Source organism: Conyzicola sp. (genome assembly GCF_057073975.1).
Genome location: NZ_JBXMIS010000135.1, coordinates 14,559 through 31,968, shown reverse-complemented (window position 1 = coordinate 31,968; position 17,410 = coordinate 14,559). Strand labels below are relative to the sequence as shown.

General features: G+C 67.4%; 20 protein-coding genes and 1 tRNA gene. 15 read left to right on the top strand and 6 right to left on the bottom strand.

Annotation, left to right across the window (positions count from 1 at the left end; translation table 11 throughout):
- The coding region (locus tag AC14A7_RS12160; RefSeq protein WP_484009406.1) for a CpaE/TadZ family protein at positions 1-976 on the top strand (976 nt) is incomplete at its 5' end.
- Here the strand turns inward: AC14A7_RS12160 and AC14A7_RS12155 are convergent.
- Positions 973-1,596 (bottom strand): LysE family translocator, encoded by a 624-nt coding sequence (locus AC14A7_RS12155; RefSeq protein WP_484009404.1) that lies wholly within the window; start codon positions 1,594-1,596, stop codon positions 973-975. The genes AC14A7_RS12160 and AC14A7_RS12155 overlap by 4 nt on opposite strands.
- A gap of 28 nt (positions 1,597-1,624) precedes the next feature.
- On the opposite strand from AC14A7_RS12155, the gene AC14A7_RS12150 reads away from it, so the two are divergent.
- Genes AC14A7_RS12150 through AC14A7_RS12140 form a run of 3 tightly spaced genes read left to right on the top strand, consistent with a single transcriptional unit; the run spans position 1,625 to position 4,180 of the window.
- Complete coding sequence (locus tag AC14A7_RS12150) at positions 1,625-3,118, top strand: sensor histidine kinase (protein ID WP_484009402.1); 1,494 nt, start codon at positions 1,625-1,627, stop codon at positions 3,116-3,118.
- 1 nt (position 3,119) lies between these two features.
- Positions 3,120-3,539, top strand: coding sequence for a hypothetical protein (locus AC14A7_RS12145; RefSeq protein ID WP_484009400.1), 420 nt, complete (start codon positions 3,120-3,122; stop codon positions 3,537-3,539).
- The gene (locus AC14A7_RS12140; RefSeq protein ID WP_484009398.1) at positions 3,536-4,180 is read left to right on the top strand and encodes a pentapeptide repeat-containing protein; all 645 of its coding nucleotides are present in this window, start codon (positions 3,536-3,538) and stop codon (positions 4,178-4,180) included. Before AC14A7_RS12145 ends, AC14A7_RS12140 begins: the two co-directional genes overlap by 4 nt.
- Positions 4,181-4,358: 178 nt before the next feature.
- Here AC14A7_RS12140 and AC14A7_RS12135 read toward each other — a convergent pair whose 3' ends face one another.
- Positions 4,359-4,607 (bottom strand): WhiB family transcriptional regulator, encoded by a 249-nt coding sequence (locus tag AC14A7_RS12135; protein ID WP_106211143.1) that lies wholly within the window; start codon positions 4,605-4,607, stop codon positions 4,359-4,361.
- 252 nt (positions 4,608-4,859) lie between these two features.
- Between AC14A7_RS12135 and AC14A7_RS12130 the strand changes: the two genes are divergently transcribed.
- Positions 4,860-5,213 carry a hypothetical protein gene (locus AC14A7_RS12130; RefSeq protein ID WP_484009396.1) on the top strand — a complete coding sequence of 118 codons (354 nt, stop codon included), beginning with the start codon at positions 4,860-4,862 and terminating at the stop codon, positions 5,211-5,213.
- Positions 5,214-5,222: 9 nt separating this feature from the next.
- On the opposite strand, the gene bcp is transcribed toward AC14A7_RS12130, so the two are convergent.
- On the bottom strand, positions 5,223-5,693 hold the full coding sequence (gene bcp, locus AC14A7_RS12125) for a thioredoxin-dependent thiol peroxidase (protein WP_484009394.1): 471 nt from the start codon (positions 5,691-5,693) through the stop codon (positions 5,223-5,225).
- A 70-nt stretch (positions 5,694-5,763) separates the two neighbouring features.
- Between bcp and AC14A7_RS12120 the strand changes: the two genes are divergently transcribed.
- From AC14A7_RS12120 to AC14A7_RS12110, 3 genes are all read left to right on the top strand, one after another.
- Positions 5,764-5,839 (top strand) — tRNA-Lys (locus AC14A7_RS12120).
- A gap of 90 nt (positions 5,840-5,929) precedes the next feature.
- Entirely contained in the window at positions 5,930-6,556 is a 627-nt protein-coding gene (locus AC14A7_RS12115; protein ID WP_484009392.1) for a DUF1294 domain-containing protein, read from the top strand.
- Positions 6,557-6,657: 101 nt separating this feature from the next.
- Entirely contained in the window at positions 6,658-7,986 is a 1,329-nt protein-coding gene (locus tag AC14A7_RS12110) for a M23 family metallopeptidase (protein ID WP_484009390.1), read from the top strand.
- Between the two features lie 74 nt (positions 7,987-8,060).
- Here AC14A7_RS12110 and AC14A7_RS12105 read toward each other — a convergent pair whose 3' ends face one another.
- Positions 8,061-8,219 (bottom strand): hypothetical protein, encoded by a 159-nt coding sequence (locus AC14A7_RS12105; protein WP_484009388.1) that lies wholly within the window; start codon positions 8,217-8,219, stop codon positions 8,061-8,063.
- 66 nt (positions 8,220-8,285) lie between these two features.
- Here AC14A7_RS12105 and AC14A7_RS12100 point away from each other — a divergent pair, with 66 nt between their 5' ends.
- Positions 8,286-8,930: a LysE family translocator gene (locus AC14A7_RS12100; protein ID WP_484009386.1), complete on the top strand. Its 645-nt coding sequence runs from the start codon at positions 8,286-8,288 to the stop codon at positions 8,928-8,930.
- A gap of 5 nt (positions 8,931-8,935) precedes the next feature.
- Here AC14A7_RS12100 and AC14A7_RS12095 read toward each other — a convergent pair whose 3' ends face one another.
- The gene (locus tag AC14A7_RS12095; RefSeq protein WP_484009384.1) at positions 8,936-9,124 is read right to left on the bottom strand and encodes a hypothetical protein; all 189 of its coding nucleotides are present in this window, start codon (positions 9,122-9,124) and stop codon (positions 8,936-8,938) included.
- A gap of 158 nt (positions 9,125-9,282) precedes the next feature.
- On the bottom strand, positions 9,283-10,812 hold the full coding sequence (locus tag AC14A7_RS12090) for an amino acid permease (protein WP_484009382.1): 1,530 nt from the start codon (positions 10,810-10,812) through the stop codon (positions 9,283-9,285).
- A gap of 200 nt (positions 10,813-11,012) precedes the next feature.
- Here AC14A7_RS12090 and AC14A7_RS12085 point away from each other — a divergent pair, with 200 nt between their 5' ends.
- The 6 genes from AC14A7_RS12085 to AC14A7_RS12060 all read left to right on the top strand — a co-directional run bounded on the left by AC14A7_RS12085 (position 11,013) and on the right by AC14A7_RS12060 (position 17,402).
- Positions 11,013-12,377, top strand: coding sequence for a glutamine synthetase family protein (locus AC14A7_RS12085; protein WP_484009380.1), 1,365 nt, complete (start codon positions 11,013-11,015; stop codon positions 12,375-12,377).
- Between the two features lie 58 nt (positions 12,378-12,435).
- Positions 12,436-13,155 (top strand): gamma-glutamyl-gamma-aminobutyrate hydrolase family protein, encoded by a 720-nt coding sequence (locus AC14A7_RS12080; protein ID WP_484009378.1) that lies wholly within the window; start codon positions 12,436-12,438, stop codon positions 13,153-13,155.
- Positions 13,152-14,513 carry an aldehyde dehydrogenase family protein gene (locus AC14A7_RS12075; RefSeq protein ID WP_484009376.1) on the top strand — a complete coding sequence of 454 codons (1,362 nt, stop codon included), beginning with the start codon at positions 13,152-13,154 and terminating at the stop codon, positions 14,511-14,513. Before AC14A7_RS12080 ends, AC14A7_RS12075 begins: the two co-directional genes overlap by 4 nt.
- 15 nt (positions 14,514-14,528) lie before the next feature.
- The gene (locus tag AC14A7_RS12070; protein ID WP_484009375.1) at positions 14,529-15,317 is read left to right on the top strand and encodes a 3-oxoacyl-ACP reductase; all 789 of its coding nucleotides are present in this window, start codon (positions 14,529-14,531) and stop codon (positions 15,315-15,317) included.
- A gap of 2 nt (positions 15,318-15,319) precedes the next feature.
- Entirely contained in the window at positions 15,320-16,051 is a 732-nt protein-coding gene (locus AC14A7_RS12065; protein ID WP_484009373.1) for a FadR/GntR family transcriptional regulator, read from the top strand.
- Between the two features lie 118 nt (positions 16,052-16,169).
- On the top strand, positions 16,170-17,402 hold the full coding sequence (locus tag AC14A7_RS12060) for an MFS transporter (RefSeq protein WP_484009371.1): 1,233 nt from the start codon (positions 16,170-16,172) through the stop codon (positions 17,400-17,402).
- Positions 17,403-17,410 lie beyond the last annotated feature (8 nt).

The following is a 17,410-nucleotide window of genomic DNA, read 5'->3' as shown; positions in this document are numbered from 1 at the left end:
TGATGAGGCGGGGCGGGCCCACGCGACGCTGCTCGGCATCCACGAGACTGTTGCGGAGCCAGCCGGGTGGGCGGAGGTCGAGCGGCTCATCTCCGGAGGGCGCTCGCCCGCGGCGGTCGCGAACGGCCGCGGGGTCGTCGTCGCCGTCTGGGGTCCGGCGGGGTCCCCCGGTCGCAGCACGCTCGCGACGGGCATCGCCGCAGAGCTCGCGTCGGCCGGCCACTCCGTCGTGCTCGGCGACGTCGACACCCACTCAGCATCGATCGCTCCGTCGCTCGGTCTGCTCGACGAGGCGCCTGGCTTCGCCGCCGCATGCCGTCTGGTGGGCTCGAACAGCCTCGACCAGTCGGAGCTCGAGCGCATCGGCCAGCGCTACTCGTCGGCGCACGGCAGCTTCTGGGTGCTCACGGGCCTCGGTCGTCCTGCGCGGTGGCCAGAGTTGCCAGCCGACCGGGTGCTCGGCACACTCTCGGCGTGCCGCAGCTGGGTCGATTACGTCGTGCTCGACACCGGGTTCAGTCTCGAGAACGACGAGGAGATCTCGAGCGACCTGTTCGCTCCGCGGCGCAATGCTGCCACCCTTGCCGCTCTGCGCGATGCCGACATCGTCGTGGCGGTGGGAGCCGCCGATCCGGTCGGGTTGTCGCGCTTCCTCCGATCGCACGTCGACCTCGTCGAGCTCGTGACGACGCCGCGGGTCATCGTCGTCGCCAACAAGGTGCGCGCGGCTGCGATCGGGCTCAATCCGACCGGCCAGGTGCAGCAGACCCTCGCGCGGTTCGGGGGCATCGAGGATGCCGTGCTCGTTCCGCACGATCAGCCGGCGCTCGACGCGGCGCTGCTCAGCGGCCGAACCCTCGCCGAGGTTGCAGCGAAGTCGCCCGTGCGACTGGCTATTCAGGAGCTGGTGCGGCAGCGCATCCTGCCCGTCACAGCACCGGTGAAGAAGCGGCGAAAGCTGGCGCTCGCCCGCTAGGCCGTGCGCCTCAGGAACGCGAGCGACCCGGCCAGCGCGAGCAGCACCGTGCCGCAGATGCGGTCGAGCCAGAGGGCTCCGCGGGCCTTGAGCAGGCGCATCGCCTGCGAGCCGAGCAGCACGTAGGCGCCGTTGATCAGGAAGTCGAGCCCGCCGAACACGACGATGATGATGAGGTACTGCGGTGCCTGCGGCAGGGTCGGGGAGATGAACTGCGGCACGAGAGCTCCGGTGAAGAGGTAGGCCTTCGGGTTGGTCACCGCGACGAGGAAGCTCTTCATGAACAGGGCGCGACGCGACCCGCGGGGGTCGCCGGCATCCACCGGGCTGATGTGGCCACGCGACAGGACCAGCCGGATGCCGAGGTAGGCGAGGTAGGCGACCCCCACCCACTTGATCACGGTGAAGGCCACCTCGCTCGCTGCCAGCAGGGCGCCGAGCCCGAGCGCGACCGCGGCGATGAGGGTGAGGTCGGAGGCGACGGCGCCGAGCATGCCCCACACGGCGCGGCGGTGGCCGAAGCGCGAGCCGTTCGCGAGCGAGAGCAGCGTCGTCGGCCCGGGGATCACGATGGTGATCGCCGAGACGAGCGCGAAGGCCGCGACGGTGGCGAGTTCCATCGACCCAGTGTGCCGCTACCCTTGAACCGTGTCGACCCTCAGTGATCTCGTTCAGGCCCAGGGGCGTTCGAGCGAAGACGACATCGAGTGGCTTCATCTGCTCGTCGGCGACTGGCAGCTGCTCGCCGACCTCGCCTTCGCCGACATCGTGCTGTGGGTGCCCAGCGCCGACGACTCGTTCGTCGCTGTTGCCCACGCGCGTCCGTCATCCAGCGCCACCCTCTTCTACCGCGACTTCGTCGGGCAGGCGATCAAACCGGAGTGGCAGGGCCAGGTCACCGAGGCGTTCGAGACCGCGCGCATCGTCGACTCCGGTGCTCCCACCTGGTACGAGGAGACCCCGACGCGCGTGCGCGCCGTGCCGGTGAGCCGCCGCGTCTCGCCGACCGGCAAGGAGGTGACGCCGCGACCGATCGCCGTCATCACCCGCCACACCAACCTCAGCGAAGCCCGCACCCCCGGTCGCCAGGAGCTCACCTTCAACGAGTGCGCCAACGAGGTCTTCGCTATGATCGCCTCCGGCGACTTTCCCGACCTCGGTGCCCCCACCGGCCCGCGGCGCGGCGCACCTCGCGCCTCCGACGGACTCATCCGACTGGATGTCGACGGCACCGTCACCTTCGCCTCGCCGAACGCGCTCAGCGCATTCAACCGCATGGGCTTCGGCGGCGAGCTCGAGGGGGAGTCCCTCGCCGAGGTCACCACGACCCTGCTGCACGGGCGGCTCGTCGTCGACGAGTCCCTTCCCCTCGTGGTCACCGGCCGGGCACCGTGGCGCACCGACATCGAGGCGCGCGGCGTCACGGTATCTATCCGCGCCATCCCGATCCGCAACCACGGGGAGCGCATCGGCGCCATCGTGCTGTGCCGCGACGTGACAGAGGTGCGCCACCAGGAGCGCGAGCTCATCACCAAAGACGCCACCATCCGCGAGATCCACCACCGGGTGAAGAACAACCTGCAGACGGTCGCCTCGCTGCTGCGCATCCAGGCCCGCCGCACCCACAGCGATGTCGCGAGGGATGCCCTCGGCCAGGCCATGAGGCGCGTCGCCGCCATCGCGGTCGTGCACGACACCCTCTCAGAGGGGCTCAGCCAGAACGTCGACTTCGACGCTGTCTTCGATCGGGTGCTGCTGCTGATCGCCGAGGTCGCATCCAGCCACAACACGACGGTGCACCCGAAGTCGAGCGGTAGCTTCGGCGTGCTGCCGAGCGAGTACGCGACCCCGCTCGCCCTCGCGCTCACCGAGCTCGTCACCAACGCGGTCGAGCACGGCCTGGCCGGCCGCGACGGCGAGGTCGAGATCGTCGCGACCCGCACAGAGGAGAAGCTCACGGTGCAGGTGCTCGACAACGGCATCGGCCTGCCGGAGGGCAAGGTCGGCTCCGGCCTCGGCACGCAGATCGTGCGCACCCTGATTCAGGGCGAGCTCGGCGGCACCATCGACTGGCACACCCTCATGGGCTCCGGCACGGAGGTCACCATCGAGATCCCGCTGACCTGGCTGACGAAGGACTGAGGTGGGCGCCCGGCTCCGGCCCGCGGCTGCCGTGCCGGCGTGGGTGCTGCTTCTCAGTACTGGTGTCTCCGGCGGAACCGTGCTGGGGTGCGCTCTCGCGATCTACTTCTCTGCCTTTCTGGCCAACCCGATCCTGATCATTGCTTCTGGCGTTGTCGGTGGAGAGCTCGCTGGCCTTCTCGTCGCCAGTGGCGCAATCGCGGGCGCACTCGTGGGGCGGTTGCTCGGTCGCTCCGCTATCGGTGCAATGCTCGCAGCGCTGGCGGTGACGGCCGGCATCGTGAGCATCACCAGTGCTGGCTGGCGCTCGGTGGATCCGATCTCCATCGCCATCGCCGCTGGTGGCGCCCTTGCCGCTATCGTCTTCTTCCTCGAGGTGCGCTGGCACCGGGCGGCGCGCGCCGCGCCTGTCGAGGCATGACAACCCAGCCACCGCTGCTCGACTTCCACACTCCAGAAACCGAGGACGCGGATGCCGCTGCGCTGGCCTCGAACGCGACCCACGAGGGCCAGCGCTTCGCGAGCTTCGACCTGTCTGCTCTGGATCTGACCGACTCCAGTTTTCTCGAGTGCGAGCTCGACGCCCTCACCCTCGGCGAGACGCAGCTGCGCGGCAGCCGCGTGATCGAGTCGCTCGTGACGGCGAGCTTCGCGCCGATCCTGCTCGCCTCACGCACGACATGGCGCGACGTTCGCGTCGAGCGACCGCGGTGGGGCTCGGCCGAGCTCTACGACGCCGAGCTCACCGCCGTGCACATCGTCGGCGGCAAGATCGACTACCTCAATCTGCGCGACTCCCGTCTCACCAATGTGCTCATCGAGGGCTGCACGATCGGGGAGCTCGACCTGCGCCGCGCGCGACTTGCGCGGGTCTCCCTGCGCGATTGCACGGTGGGGAGCATGGAACTGGATCGCGCCTCGGCGAAAGACGTCGACATCCGGTCATCGCAGTTCTCTGTCGTCAACGGCCTCGACGGACTCCGCGGCGTCACGATCGACGACGGTCAGCTCAGCCTCTTCGCCCCGCTGCTGGCGCAGCACCTCGGCATCGTCGTCGAGTGACACGAAACTCCGGCTGAGTCGGCAGACCACGTCGCATAGCTGGCTGGAGAGGCGGCTCCTCCGGAATTCGTGTCATCAGCGGACGCGGACTAGAAGGGGCAGCCCTGTTAAACACCGAAGGCTCGCAGCCCTCCGGGTAAGCGGACGGCTGCGAGCCGGCTAGGCGGTGCTAGGTGAGCTAGGAGGCGCGGCGTGCGCGAGCGGCGCGGCGCTTGAGGGCGCGGCGCTCGTCTTCACTGAGGCCGCCCCAGACGCCGGAGTCCTGAGAGGTCTCGAGCGCGTACTGCAGGCACATCTCGGTAACGGAGCAACGACCGCACACAGCCTTGGCCTTGTCGATCTGGTCGACTGCCGGCCCGGTGTTGCCGACCGGGAAGAACAGCTCGGGGTCGGCGGTCAGGCAGGCGGCTTTGTCGCGCCAATCCATGGAGGCTCCTTTGGTACTTTGTTGCATGGTTCAAAATGAGCACAGCGAAATGCCCAGATTTCGGGTGGGGAGTTTGTGGGGGAGGGGCTCACTACATCGGGAGCCGCAAATCAACCTCACATAGACTCTCACACTGAAAGATGCAAATCAATGGTTTCTATGTGGGATGTGGCTGTGAACAACTCGGGTAATTCCAATGAAACGCAGACTGAACAGTCTCATCCACGGTCTCCAGCGCTGATCGCGCTCATCGTGATTCTCGGTCTCGAGGCGCTCGCGCTTGCGGCCTCGGCGGCCTTCTTCGTGGTCGAGTTGTTCGCCGCTCCGGCCTCGTCTCTGGGCAGCGCGGTTGCCCTCGCGGTTCTCATGGCGGTCGCCGCCGCGTGGGTCGTCGTCGTCGTGCGCGGCGTGATCCTCGGCCAGGCATGGACCCGCGCAGCCGTTGTCGTGCTGCAGATCCTCGTGATCGCCGTCGGCATCGGCAGCGTGCAGGGTCCAGAGCCGCGCCCAGACCTCGCGGCCGCCCTCATCGTGCCGGCGGTGCTCGCACTTGTGCTGCTGTTCACCCGCTCGGTCATCGCGGCGACGAGCGAGCGAAGCGCTTAGAAGCAGCTCCTAGAACTTCAGCCGCTTGCGCAGCATCTCGACGTGCCCCGTCGCCTTCGTGTTGTAGAAGGTGTGGCTGATCACGCCTGCCTCGTCGATGACGAAGGTCGACCGCTTGGTGCCGAGGACGGTGCGCCCGTAGTTGAGCTTCTCGCCGTATGCCCCGTAGGCCTCGTGCACGCCGAGCTCCGGATCGGCGAGGAGGGGAAAGGTGAGCTGCTGCTCTGCGCGGAACCGTGCGAGAGCCGGCACGGCATCCTTCGACACTCCCAGCACGGCGAAGCCGGCTGCCTCGAGTGCGGCCGAGCTGTCGCGAAAGTCGCACGCCTGGGTGGTGCACGCGGGCGTCGAGGCCTGCGGGTAGAAGTACAGCACGAGCGAGCGGCCGCGGTAGTCGGCGAGTGAGACGGGTGTGCCGTTCTGATCGGGAAGGGTGAACTCGGGTGCAGAGACCCCCGGTTCGAGCGTGACGGGGGGCATGGTTCTCCTGGTGCAATTGTGGGTCGATTGCCATGCTAATCTTGCTAGTCGGTTCGGTTATGCCGACCTCGGACCTCTAGCTCAATTGGCAGAGCAACTGACTCTTAATCAGTGGGTTCCCGGTTCAAGTCCGGGGGGGTCCACCATCTCGTCATCATCGCCCCACTTCGGGGCGAATGCGACGCTGCGCGCGCGGTATGGATCGACCACGCAGTAGAGCACCGTACGCTTCGTTCATGACCCGACGTCTTCGCTCTCCCGCGCGCCATACCGGCACGCTCGAGTCGTGGAACGTCTACAAGGGCTACGGGTTTCTCGCACTGCCCTTTGGGCGCAAGTCGGTGTTCGCGCATGTTCGCGCCTTCGAGGGCCTCGATCACCCGCCGCTGGTGGGGGAGTCGTTCAGCTTCGAGATCGAGACGACCGACGAGGGCAAGGTGCGTGCGGCGCACATCCGCCTCGTTGATGACGTGCCAGATCGCGCCGCTCGGTCGCGCTCCGCTGCCGGGCCGATCGTCGGCTCGCTCGTCTTCCTGATCTTCGTCACCGAGTACATCGTGCTGAGCGTCATCTACCCGATGCCGCTCTGGCCCATCGCGGCCTACGCAGCGCTGAGCTTTCTCACCTTCCTGCTCTACGCGGAGGACAAGTCGAAGGCCCGCAAGGGTCGCTGGCGCGTGGCAGAGAGCTCACTGCAGGTGATCTCGCTGCTCGGAGGCTGGCCGGGGGCGATCCTTGCGCAGCAGCTGCTGCGCCACAAGACGCGCAAGCGCGGCTTCGTCTCTGTGTTCTGGTCGGCGGTCGCCGTCAACATGATCGCGTTCGCCGCGATCACGGTCTTCGTCGCCAGCAACGTCGCCTAGAGGACCTCGCTCGTCGGAACGTGAGGGGTCCTCCCAAGTGCTGACTATCGAGATCTTCTCATGTGGAGCAAGATCGGAGCTCTTGCCGAAAAGGAGCCCCAATGTTCTCGACCCGAGTTCGCATATTCCTAGCATCCCTCATCGTTGGAACGATGGCTCTATCTGGCGTGGCACTCAGCGCTTCGCCCAGCTACGCAGCCGTTGGGGCGATGATCGTTCCAGCTTCGGGAGTGGTGTCGAACCGAGTGGCAACGGGGTGCACTGCCCCGTTCGTCGACACTCACAAGGGCGTCGATATCGCCAAGAGCTCCGGAGGGGACGTCGTTGCAGCAGCGGCGGGGAAAGTCACCTATGCCCAGTCCAGCGGTAGTTCGCTGGGGAACGTTGTCAGGATCGACCACGGGAGTGGATGGACTACGACATATGCTCACCTAGCCTCAATCGGAGTCTCTGCTCTGCAGCAAGTAGCTCAAGGCGAGACGATCGCTCAAATGGGAAACTCCGGAGTGACAGCCGTCCACCTTCATTTCGAAGTTCGACTGCAGGGTGTCGCGCAGAGCTTCATCAACGACTACTTCACTTGCGGGAGGAGCGTGAGTCGAGGATCGGCCATCAATCTTGATTTTCCGGGACTAGGTTCGGCGGCACCAAGTTCCGTCTCGCGAGTTGCGAGCTTGCAGGCTGACGGATCGCTGGCGGTAAAGGACGGCCTTTACGGCTCGTGGATCACGGTCGCCAATGGAGTGGTGAGCTACGCGATCGACGGCGATCGGATCGGCATCGTCGACTCAGACGGAGTCGCGTGGGTGAAGGCGGGCGCGATCACCAACGAGTGGGTGAGAGTCGCCGATGGGGTCAATACGGCGATCGAGCTCTCTGGCGACCGGGTCGGTGTCATCGACGATGCACGCACGTTGCGGGTCAAGGAAGGCAATCTCACTGCCACGTGGGTCACCGTGGCAGTCAATGTGGATCAGGTTGAACTCGCGGGCAATCGAATTGTGATCAGGAGCGGTTCGGCGGTGACGGCGAAGGAGGGCTCCCTCGGTGCCGCTTGGGTGCCCCTGACGTCGGGGATCGCAGACATCTCCGCTGCCGGAAACCGCATAGCCGTCCTCGATACGGCTGGCAACGTCTCGATCAAGGAAGGTGCCCTTGGTGCGTCGTGGGTGCTCCTCATCACTAATGCCAGCGATGTGGAGCTTGGTGGAAATCGCATTGGGGTCCAGGTCGGCTCTACGCTCACCATGAAGGAGGGGGCAGTCGATGGTCAGTGGGTCACACTCACCAACGGCATCTCGTCGTTCGACGTCAGTGCGACCAAGGTTCTTGTCAATCAAGGTGGAACGGTCTCAGTGAAGGAAGGCTCGATCTACGGCTCGTGGGTGATCGTGATCGACAACTCTCTCGCTGCTACGGTCACCGGCTGAGTCTCGACGGGCTGGAGGCGGGTACCCCCTCCAGCCCGTTCACCGGCACTCGAGAAGCCTCCCAAAGTGCCATCTCACAGCCGGCGGGCGGCTGGTGCGCTCCGCGGATTCAGCCCGACACCAAGCGCGAGATCATCCATCGCGACACCGAGGGAGACGCCGATCGCGAATCTGATTGCGATGCCGGTGCCCCAGCCGCTGTAGTCCGCCGTTGACTTCGCGTCGTCCGCCACGGATTCGGCGGTAGCGTCACGGGGTGCGGTGCGCCTTCGTCTCGCGGCGGGAACTACTATCGGCTCATGATTCCCGCTGCCAACCTGCTGGCCTTCTCTGTGACCGCACTGCTGCTCGTGCTGCTGCCAGGGCCGAGCGTGCTGTTCGCCATCGGCCGGGCGCTGGCGCTCGGCCGCCGCGCCGCCATCGTCAGTGTTGTCGGTAACGCGAGCGGCATGTACGTGCAGGTGATCGCGGTCTCGCTCGGTCTCGGCGTACTGCTCGCCCAGTCCATCGTGCTCATGACGGTGGTGAAGTTCGCTGGCGCCGCGTTTCTCGTCTACCTCGGCGTCCAGGCGATCCGGCACCGCAACGACGCCGCGGCGCCGGTTGGCGAGGTCAAGCAGATCGGCATGGTGCGCAACTTCTTCGAGGGGGCGCTGGTGGGACTCACCAACCCGAAGACGATCGTGTTCTTCCTCGCGATCCTTCCGCAGTTCGTCGACGCGACGATCGGCACGGCGCTCGGTGTGCAGATGCTCGCCCTCGGCGGCATCTTCGTGACCCTGTGTGTGATCTTCGACAGCGGCTATGCACTCGCCGCTGGTGCTGCTCGCACCTGGTTCGGCAAGTCGCCCACGCGGCTGTCGAACCTCGGCGTTGCCGGAGGTGTCGCGATGATCGGCCTCGGTGTCGGGCTCGCCGTCAGCGGCACGGCGGAGGCCAAGTAGCAGCCCTAGCGGTCGAGTTCGTGCGTCTTGGAGTTCTCTGCGACGGTGCCGATCGCGATGGCGACAGTGATCGCCCAGCCGATCCACATGAGGATGAGGCGCCAGTCGCGCGGGCCCTTGCGGGTCGCCTGCACATTGGCCCAGCCGCCGAAGATGGCGCCGAGAACGTTGGTGCTGAACAGGAACTTGCGCATATCGCCTCCAGGGTGTGATCCCAAGGCTACCGGTGGCCGCTGGGAAAACCCGGGCTGGCGTCTCGTGCGGCAGCGTGGTTGAATCGGCGCCCGACTCGCCGACTTAACGTCAGGCGGGCCCCCGCGTGATCGCGAGGGCCCGCCGTGATGAGCGCCGGCTACTTGTCGAAGACCTCCTCCTCCATCGCGTCATAGCCCTCGGCCTGCGGGTCGCGGTGGAGGCCGCCGCTGAGCGCGTACTCCTCCTCCGGCGAGAGCACGAGGCGGTGCCGCGCGTAGACGGCGAACCCGACGAGGATCACCACGTAGACGATCGCGATCGCGATGATCGCCGGCTGGAACGTCGGGTTGAACAGGAACCCGAAGAAGACCAGGAGGGCGATCGCCGCGGCGACGTATGCCCCCGGTAGTCCCCACGGGCTCTTGTACGGTCGCTCCGCGTTCGGGAACTTGCGGCGAAGGATGATGAACGACACCATCTGCAGGAAGTAGGCCAGTACGGCTCCCCAGACGGCGATGTTCAGGATGATCGCGCCGGCGACCGCGCCGACACCCTCGACCCCAGCAAGCAGGTCGAGCACGACGAGCGCGATGAAGCCGATGATCGCACCAACCAGAAGCGCGACCCACGGGGTCTGCCGCGTGCCGGTGAGCGAGAAGAACTTCGGGTAGTAGCCAGCACGCGACAGGGAGTACATGTTGCGCCCGTAGGCGAACATGATGCCCTGCAGCGACGCGAGCAGGCCGATGAGGGCGAACAGCGCGAGCACCGCGGCCCCCTGGTCGCCGACGATCGCACGGAAGCCGTCGAGCAGCGGCTCGAGCGAGACGCCCGTTGCCGAGGCTCCGAGAACGCCGGTGTTGAGAACGAGCACGAGGATGCCCGTGACGATGAGGGTTCCGCGGGCGATGAAGCCGGCGCGGGGGATGTCCTTCGTCGGGTTGTGCGACTCCTCTGCCGCGAGCGGCAGCTCCTCGATGCCGAGGAAGAACCACATGGCGAACGGCAGAGCGAACAGGATCGGGAAGACGCCGTGTGGCAGGAACGCCGACTGGCCGGGGTCAGGCGCGATGTCGAACAGCGAGGCCGCGTCGAACTTGCCGGAGAAGACCACCATGGCGGAGAACACCAGGAGGATCCCGATCGAGATGATCGAGACCACGATCGCGAACTTGAAGGAGATGTTCGCGCCAGCCGAGTTGAGCGCGATGAAGACGATGTAGAGCACGAGGTACCAGATCCACATCCTGCCGGTCAGGTCGAATCCCAGCAGCTCTGTCGTGATGCCGTTGGCGTAGCTGGCAGAGAAGAACACAATGACGGCGGTGGTCGCGACGTACTCGATCGTCTCGGCGAGGCCGGTGACGAGGCCGCCCCACGGGCCGAGCGCCGATCGGGCGAAGGAGTAGGCACCGCCCGTGTGGGGCATGGCGGCGGCCATCTCGCCGATGGAGAAGATGAGGCCGTAGTACATGGCCACGAGGATGATGAAGGCGATCGTCATGCCGCCGAATCCGGCGAAGTCGATGCCGAAGTTCCATCCGGAGAAGTCACCGGAGATGACGGCCGCGACGGCGAGGCCCCAGAGGCCCCACACTCCCGCCGACCTCTTGAGCCTGCGCTTTTCGAAGTACCCGTCTTCAGCTCGGGTGTAGGTGGCCCCGGAGGCCTTCCTCGTATCGCTCATTCGTTCCTCCCAGAACGTTGCACGGAGAGTGCGCAGGCGGGGGCCTGCGTATTGGGGATGAGCTTGCTCCCTATAGGTACCCGATGTCTACCTTTGCGCGAAAGAATTTACGCAGGAGATAAGGGGAGTGGCCCGTCAGGGCGTGTGATGTAATGGTCGGAATGGCGGCCATCGCGACCGCAGCATCAGAGGGGACGGCCATGGGCGTACGTTCGGGAAATCTCACCGTCGACGAGCTGAACGCCCTCATCGACGCCAAGGAGATCGACACGGTGATCGTCGCGTTCACCGACATGCAGGGTCGGCTGATCGGCAAGCGGGTCGCCGCGCGATTCTTCAAGGAGGAGATCTCGCACCACGGTGCAGAGTGCTGCAACTACCTTCTCGCGGTCGATGTGGAGAACAACACGGTCGCCGGCTACGCGATCTCGTCGTGGGAGCGCGGCTATGGCGACATGGCGATGATTCCCGACTTCGACACCCTCCGCCTGATCCCATGGCTGCCCGGCACCGCCCTCGTGATCGCCGACCTCCACTTTCTCGACGAGACGCCGGTGCCGCCCAGCCCGCGCGAGATCCTCAAGCGGCAGATCGCGAGGCTCGCCGAGCGCGGCATGGTGCCGTACGTGGGCACAGAGCTCGAGTTCATCGTCTTCGAGAACAGCTTTCGGGATGCCTGGAGCCGTGGATACAAAGACCTCACCCCGGCGAGCGACTACAACATCGACTACGCCCTGCTCGCGTCGACGCGCATGGAGCCGCTGCTGCGCGACATCCGCAATGGCATGGAGGGGGCGGGCCTCTACTGCGAGGGCGTCAAGGGCGAGTGCAACCTCGGCCAGCAAGAGATCGCGTTCAAGTACGACGAGGCGCTCGCCACCTGCGACAACCACTCGATCTACAAGAACGGGGCGAAGGAGATCGCCGACAGCCACGGCAAGTGGGTCACCTTCATGGCCAAGTTCAACGAGCGCGAGGGCAACTCCTGCCACATCCACCTGTCGTTCCGCGGCACCGACGGCTCGGCCGTGCTCGCGGGAGACGGGCAGTACGGCTTCTCGAAGACGATGGAGCACTTCATCGCGGGACAGCTGAAGACCATGCGAGAGCTCACGCTGTTTCTCGCACCGAACATCAACTCCTACAAGCGCTACGTCGAGGGCAGCTTCGCCCCGACCGCCGTCGCGTGGGGGCTCGACAACCGCACGTGCGCGCTGCGCGTCGTCGGCTCTGGCCACTCGCTGCGCGTCGAGAACCGGGTGCCAGGGGGCGACGTCAACCAGTACCTCGCCGTCGCCGCCCTCATCGCTGGCGGCCTCTACGGCATTGAGAACGAGCTGGAGCTCGAGCCGATCTTCGAGGGCAACGCCTACAGCTCCGACGCACCGCGCGTGCCTACGACGCTGCGCGACGCAGCAGAGCTCTTCGGCGCCTCCGAGATCGCCAAGGCCGCGTTCGGCGAGGATGTCGTGGAGCACTACCTGAACAACGCACGAATCGAACAGGCGGCCTACGACGCCGCCATCACGGATTGGGAGCGGGTGCGCGGTTTTGAGCGGCTCTAGTGTCAACGCACATCGAGGTTTCGATACGAGCGCTGCGCGCTCTACTCAACCCCCGGTTGTGATCGGTATCACCACCTACCTCGAGCAGGCGCAGACCGGGGTGTGGGACGTGCCGGCGAGCTTCCTTCCCAAGGTCTACTTCGAGGCGGTCTACGCGGCGGGCGGCATCCCCGTGCTGCTGCCGCCGCAGCCGGTCGACGCCGAGATCGCCCGCGCGGTGCTCGGTCGCATCGACGGCCTCATCATCGCCGGCGGCAAAGACGTCGATCCGGCCCGCTACGGCCAGGAGCGCGAGGCGACGACCGACGAGCCGCGCCGCGACCGCGACGAGTGGGAGACCGAGCTGCTGATGGCGGCGATCGAACTCGAGGTGCCGTTCCTCGGCATCTGCCGTGGTCTGCAGGTGCTCAACGTCGCCCTCGGTGGCACGCTGCACCAGCACCTGCCGAACGTCGTCGGCAGTGACCGCTACAGCCTCGGCGGGGGAGTCTTCGCCGACAACGAGGTGCTCGTCGCCCCCGACACCCACGTGGCAGAGCTGCTCGGCGCCGGCGAGACCCTCATCGGCAAGTCGTACCACCACCAGGCGATCGACGCGCTCGCACCGGGGCTCGCGGTGAGCGCGACATCCGACGACGGAACGGTGCAGGCCGTCGAGGTCGAAGGGGTGCCGTTCGGTATCGGCGTGCAGTGGCATCCGGAGCACACCCCCGACGACCTGCGGCTGTTCGCCGGCCTTGTGGATGCTGCGCGGGAGTTTCGGGCGGCGGCGCTATGACATCCATCGACCTCATCAACCCCGCCGACGAGACGCTCGTTCGCACCGTGCAGCACGTCAGCCTCGAGGAGGTCGACGAGGCCGTCGCCCGCGCGCAGGTCGCGCAGCGGGCGTGGGCCGCGCTGCCTCCGGCCGAGCGGGCGGCGGGGCTGCGCCGTTTCGCCGCGAGCGTCGATGCTGCCGTTGAGGAGCTCGCGCTGCTCGAGGTGGTCAACTCCGGGCATCCGATCTCGCAGGCCCGCTGGGAGGCCGGTCACGTGCGCGACGTGCTCACCTACTACTCGGCGGCGCCAGAGCGCATGATCGGCAAGCAGATCCCGGTGGCGGGCGGCATCGACGTGACCTTCCTCGAGCCGCTCGGCGTCGTCGGCGTCATCGTTCCGTGGAACTTTCCCATGACCATCGCCGCGTGGGGCTTCGCTCCCGCGCTCGCCGCTGGCAACGCCGTGCTTTTGAAGCCGGCGGAGTGGACACCGCTCACCGCGATCCGGCTCGGCGAGCTGGCGGTGGAGTCGGGGCTGCCTGCCCACCTCTTCCAGGTTCTCGCGGGCACGGGCTCCGTCGTCGGCGAACGATTCGTCACCCACGAGGCGGTGCGCAAGGTCGTCTTCACCGGGTCGACCGAGGTTGGCAAGAAGGTCATGGCCGGGTGCGCAGAGCAGGTCAAGGCGGTCACCCTCGAGCTCGGGGGCAAGAGCGCCAACGTCGTGTTCGCCGACTCCGACCTTGAGCGGGCCGCGGCCACCGCCCCCTATGCGGTGTTCGAGAACGCCGGGCAGGACTGCTGCGCCCGCAGCCGCATCCTGGTCGAACGCAGCGTCTACGACCGGTTCCTCGAGCTGCTCGAGCCAGCGGTGAAGGGCGTCGTCGTCGGCTCGCCCATGGATGAGAAGACCGAGATGGGCCCGCTCGTCGCCGCCGCGCACCTCGAGAAGGTCAGCTCCTACCTCGACGAGTCGAAGGTGGCGTTCCGCGGCAGCGCGCCGACGGGGGCGGGCTACTGGTTCGCCCCGACGGTCATGCTGCCCGACGGTCGCCGCGACCCGCTCGTCGTCGACGAGATCTTCGGGCCGGTGGTGAGCGTGCTGCCGTTCGACGACGAGGCCGACGCGATCGCCCTCGCGAACGACAGCGTCTACGGTCTCAGCGGCTCGATCTGGACCCGCGATCTTGGCCGCGCCATCCGGGTCTCCCGCGGCATCGAGAGCGGCAACCTCTCGGTCAACTCGCACTCGTCGGTGAGGTACAGCACCCCCTTCGGCGGGTTCAAGCAGAGCGGTCTCGGCCGCGAGCTCGGGCCAGATGCCGCGGCTGCCTTCACCGAGACCAAGAACGTCTACATCAACACCGAACCTTAGGAGCACCGGACTGTCATGACCATCACCAAGATCGACCTCACCCAGCGTCTGGCCGGCAAGGTCGCCGTCATCACGGGCGGAGCCAGCGGTATCGGCCTCGCCACCGCACGCCGTTTCGCCGCCGAGGGGGCGACGGTCGTCATCGGCGACTTCAATGCAGAGACGGGGCAGGCGGCGGCAGAGGAGGTCGGCGGGCTATTCGTGCAGGTCGACGTGACCGACGAGGCACAGGTGAACAACCTGTTCGACACGGCGGCCGCGAAGTACGGCTCGGTTGACATCGCGTTCAACAACGCCGGCATCTCGCCGCCCGACGACGACTCCATCGAGACGACGGAGCTGCCGGCGTGGGATCGCGTGCAAGACGTCAACCTGAAGAGCGTCTACCTGTGCTCGCGGGCAGCGCTGCGCCACATGGTCGCCCAGCAGCGCGGGTCGATCATCAACACGGCATCCTTCGTCGCGGTCATGGGCTCGGCGACATCGCAGATCTCGTACACCGCGTCGAAGGGCGGCGTGCTGGCCATGACCAAGGAGCTCGGCGTGCAGTTCGCCCGCCAGGGAATCCGTGTCAACGCCCTGTGCCCAGGGCCGGTGAACACCCCGCTGCTGCAGGAGCTGTTCGCAAGCGACCCGGAGCGGGCCCAGCGTCGCCTCGTGCACATCCCCACGGGGCGCTTCGCCGAGGCGGAGGAGCTTGCGGCCGCGGTCGCGTTCCTCGCGAGCGACGATGCCAGCTTCATCACCGCCTCGACGTTCCTCGTCGACGGCGGCATCTCATCCGCGTACGTGACGCCGCTGTAGCCATGACGGACTCGGGGGAGCTCGGCCAGAGTCTCATCGACGAGGCGCTCTTCCGACCGGTGCGCAGCGGCAACGCGTTCGAGGACACCGTGGCGCGGCTGCTGCAGACGATCCGCCTTGGCATCGTGCCGCCCGGCGACGCCCTGCCGTCGGAGCGAGAACTCGCGTCGCGCTTCTCTGTGAGCCGCGACACGGTGCGCGAGGCCATCAAGGAGCTGGCCGACGCCGGCTACCTCGTCGCGCGCCGCGGTCGCTACGGGGGCACCTTCGTGAGCGAGTCGCTGCCGCAGGTGGCGCCCGTTCCCGTCGCGCCGCTCGATCCGGCGGAGATCGACGACGTGCTGGGGCTGCGCGAGATCCTCGAGGGCGGAGCCGCGCGTGCGGCAGCCCGACGCTCTCTCACTGCCGCCGATCGCGAGTCGCTCTGGGCGTGGCTCATCGAGACCTCGGCCGCGGCCCCCGCGGACTACCGGCGCCTCGACTCGCGGCTGCACCTCGCCATCGCCGAGCTCGCCGGCACCCCGTCGCTCGTGAGCCTCGTCGCCGACTCCCGGTCGCGCGTCAACGAGCTGCTCGACCGCATCCCGCTGCTCGCGCCCAACATCGCGCACTCCAACCAGCAGCACGAGGCGATCGTCGACGCGATCCTGCGTGGCGACGAGGATGCGGCCTCGGCCGCGATGCTCGAGCACCTCGCCGGAAGCGCGGCACTGCTGCGCGGCTTCCTCGCCTAGTCCCCCCCCCCCCGCAGCTCCAGCTACGGGCTCGGCGCCCCAGTTGTAGCGCCCCTTATGAGCGCGCAGCTGGAGCCGTGGGGAAGTAAAGGTCGGGGGGATGGGGTGAGATGGTCTCGTGACTGATTCCGGCATCCAGCGCAGAACCGTGCGCATCCTCGTCGCCGGGCAGGTGCTCGCCGGGCTCGGACAGGGCGCGACCGGCTCGCTCGGTGCGGTGCTCGCAACCGAGGTCTCTGGCTCGGAGGCCTGGGCGGGCGCCGTCGCCACGGCGAGTGCGCTTGGCGCTGCCGCGATCGCCATCCCGCTCGCGCGCCTCGCGGAGGCGAGGGGCCGGCGCATCTCGCTCGCCGCCGGCGCGCTCGTCGCTGCCGCCGGGTCGACGCTCACGGTCATCGCCGTCGGCATCACCGCGTTCCCGCTGCTGCTTCTCGGCTTCGCGATGCTCGGCGTGGGCACGGCGGTGGGACTGCAGGCACGGTTCGCCGCCACCGACAACGCGTCAGCGACGAGTCGGGGGCGCGACCTCTCCATCGTGGTCTGGTCGACCGTCGTCGGCGCGGTCGCGGGGCCGAACCTGTTCGGTCCCGGCGTCGCCATCGCCGACTGGCTGCAGCTGCCAGAGAACACGGGGTCGTTCATCATCGCGATCGCGGCTCAGCTGCTCGCCGCCGCCACCTACGCGTGGGGGTTGCGGCCGGATCCGCTCGTGCTGGCCCGCTCTCGACCGGTGGAGCCGACAGCGGAGCTGGCCGAGGGCGCGGTGCAAGGGCGCGGTGCCCTTGTGTTCGCGATCGGCACCATCGCCCTCAGCCACGCCTCGATGGTCTCGGTCATGGCCATGACTCCCGTGCACCTCGTGCACCAGGGCGCGAGCCTGACCATCGTCGGATTCACCATCAGCCTCCACGTCGCTGGCATGTTCGGCCTCTCGCCGGTGTTCGGCTGGGCGAGCGACCGGGTCGGCCGCGTGCCGACGATCCTCATCGGCCAGGTGCTGCTGCTCTCTGCCCTCGGCATCACCGCCGTCGGTCAGGAGTCGACGACGGCGGTGACCGTCGGCCTCGTGCTTATCGGTCTCGGCTGGAGCGCCTCGACGGTGGCTGCCTCGGCCCTCGTGAGCGACCTGGTGACGGGAGCGGCCCGCATCCGGGTGCAGGGCCGCGCCGACCTGACTATGAGCATCGCGGGTGCTGCCGGCGCCGCGCTCGCGGGCCCGGTGCTCGCGCTCATCGGCTACGCGGGGCTGTCGTTCGGGGTCATGGGCCTCGCCGGGCTCGTCATCGTCGGGGCGTTCCTCCTCGCCCGACCTCGCAAAATTCAGGCTCAGGGCGACGCCATCGACATATAGAGGCTGGA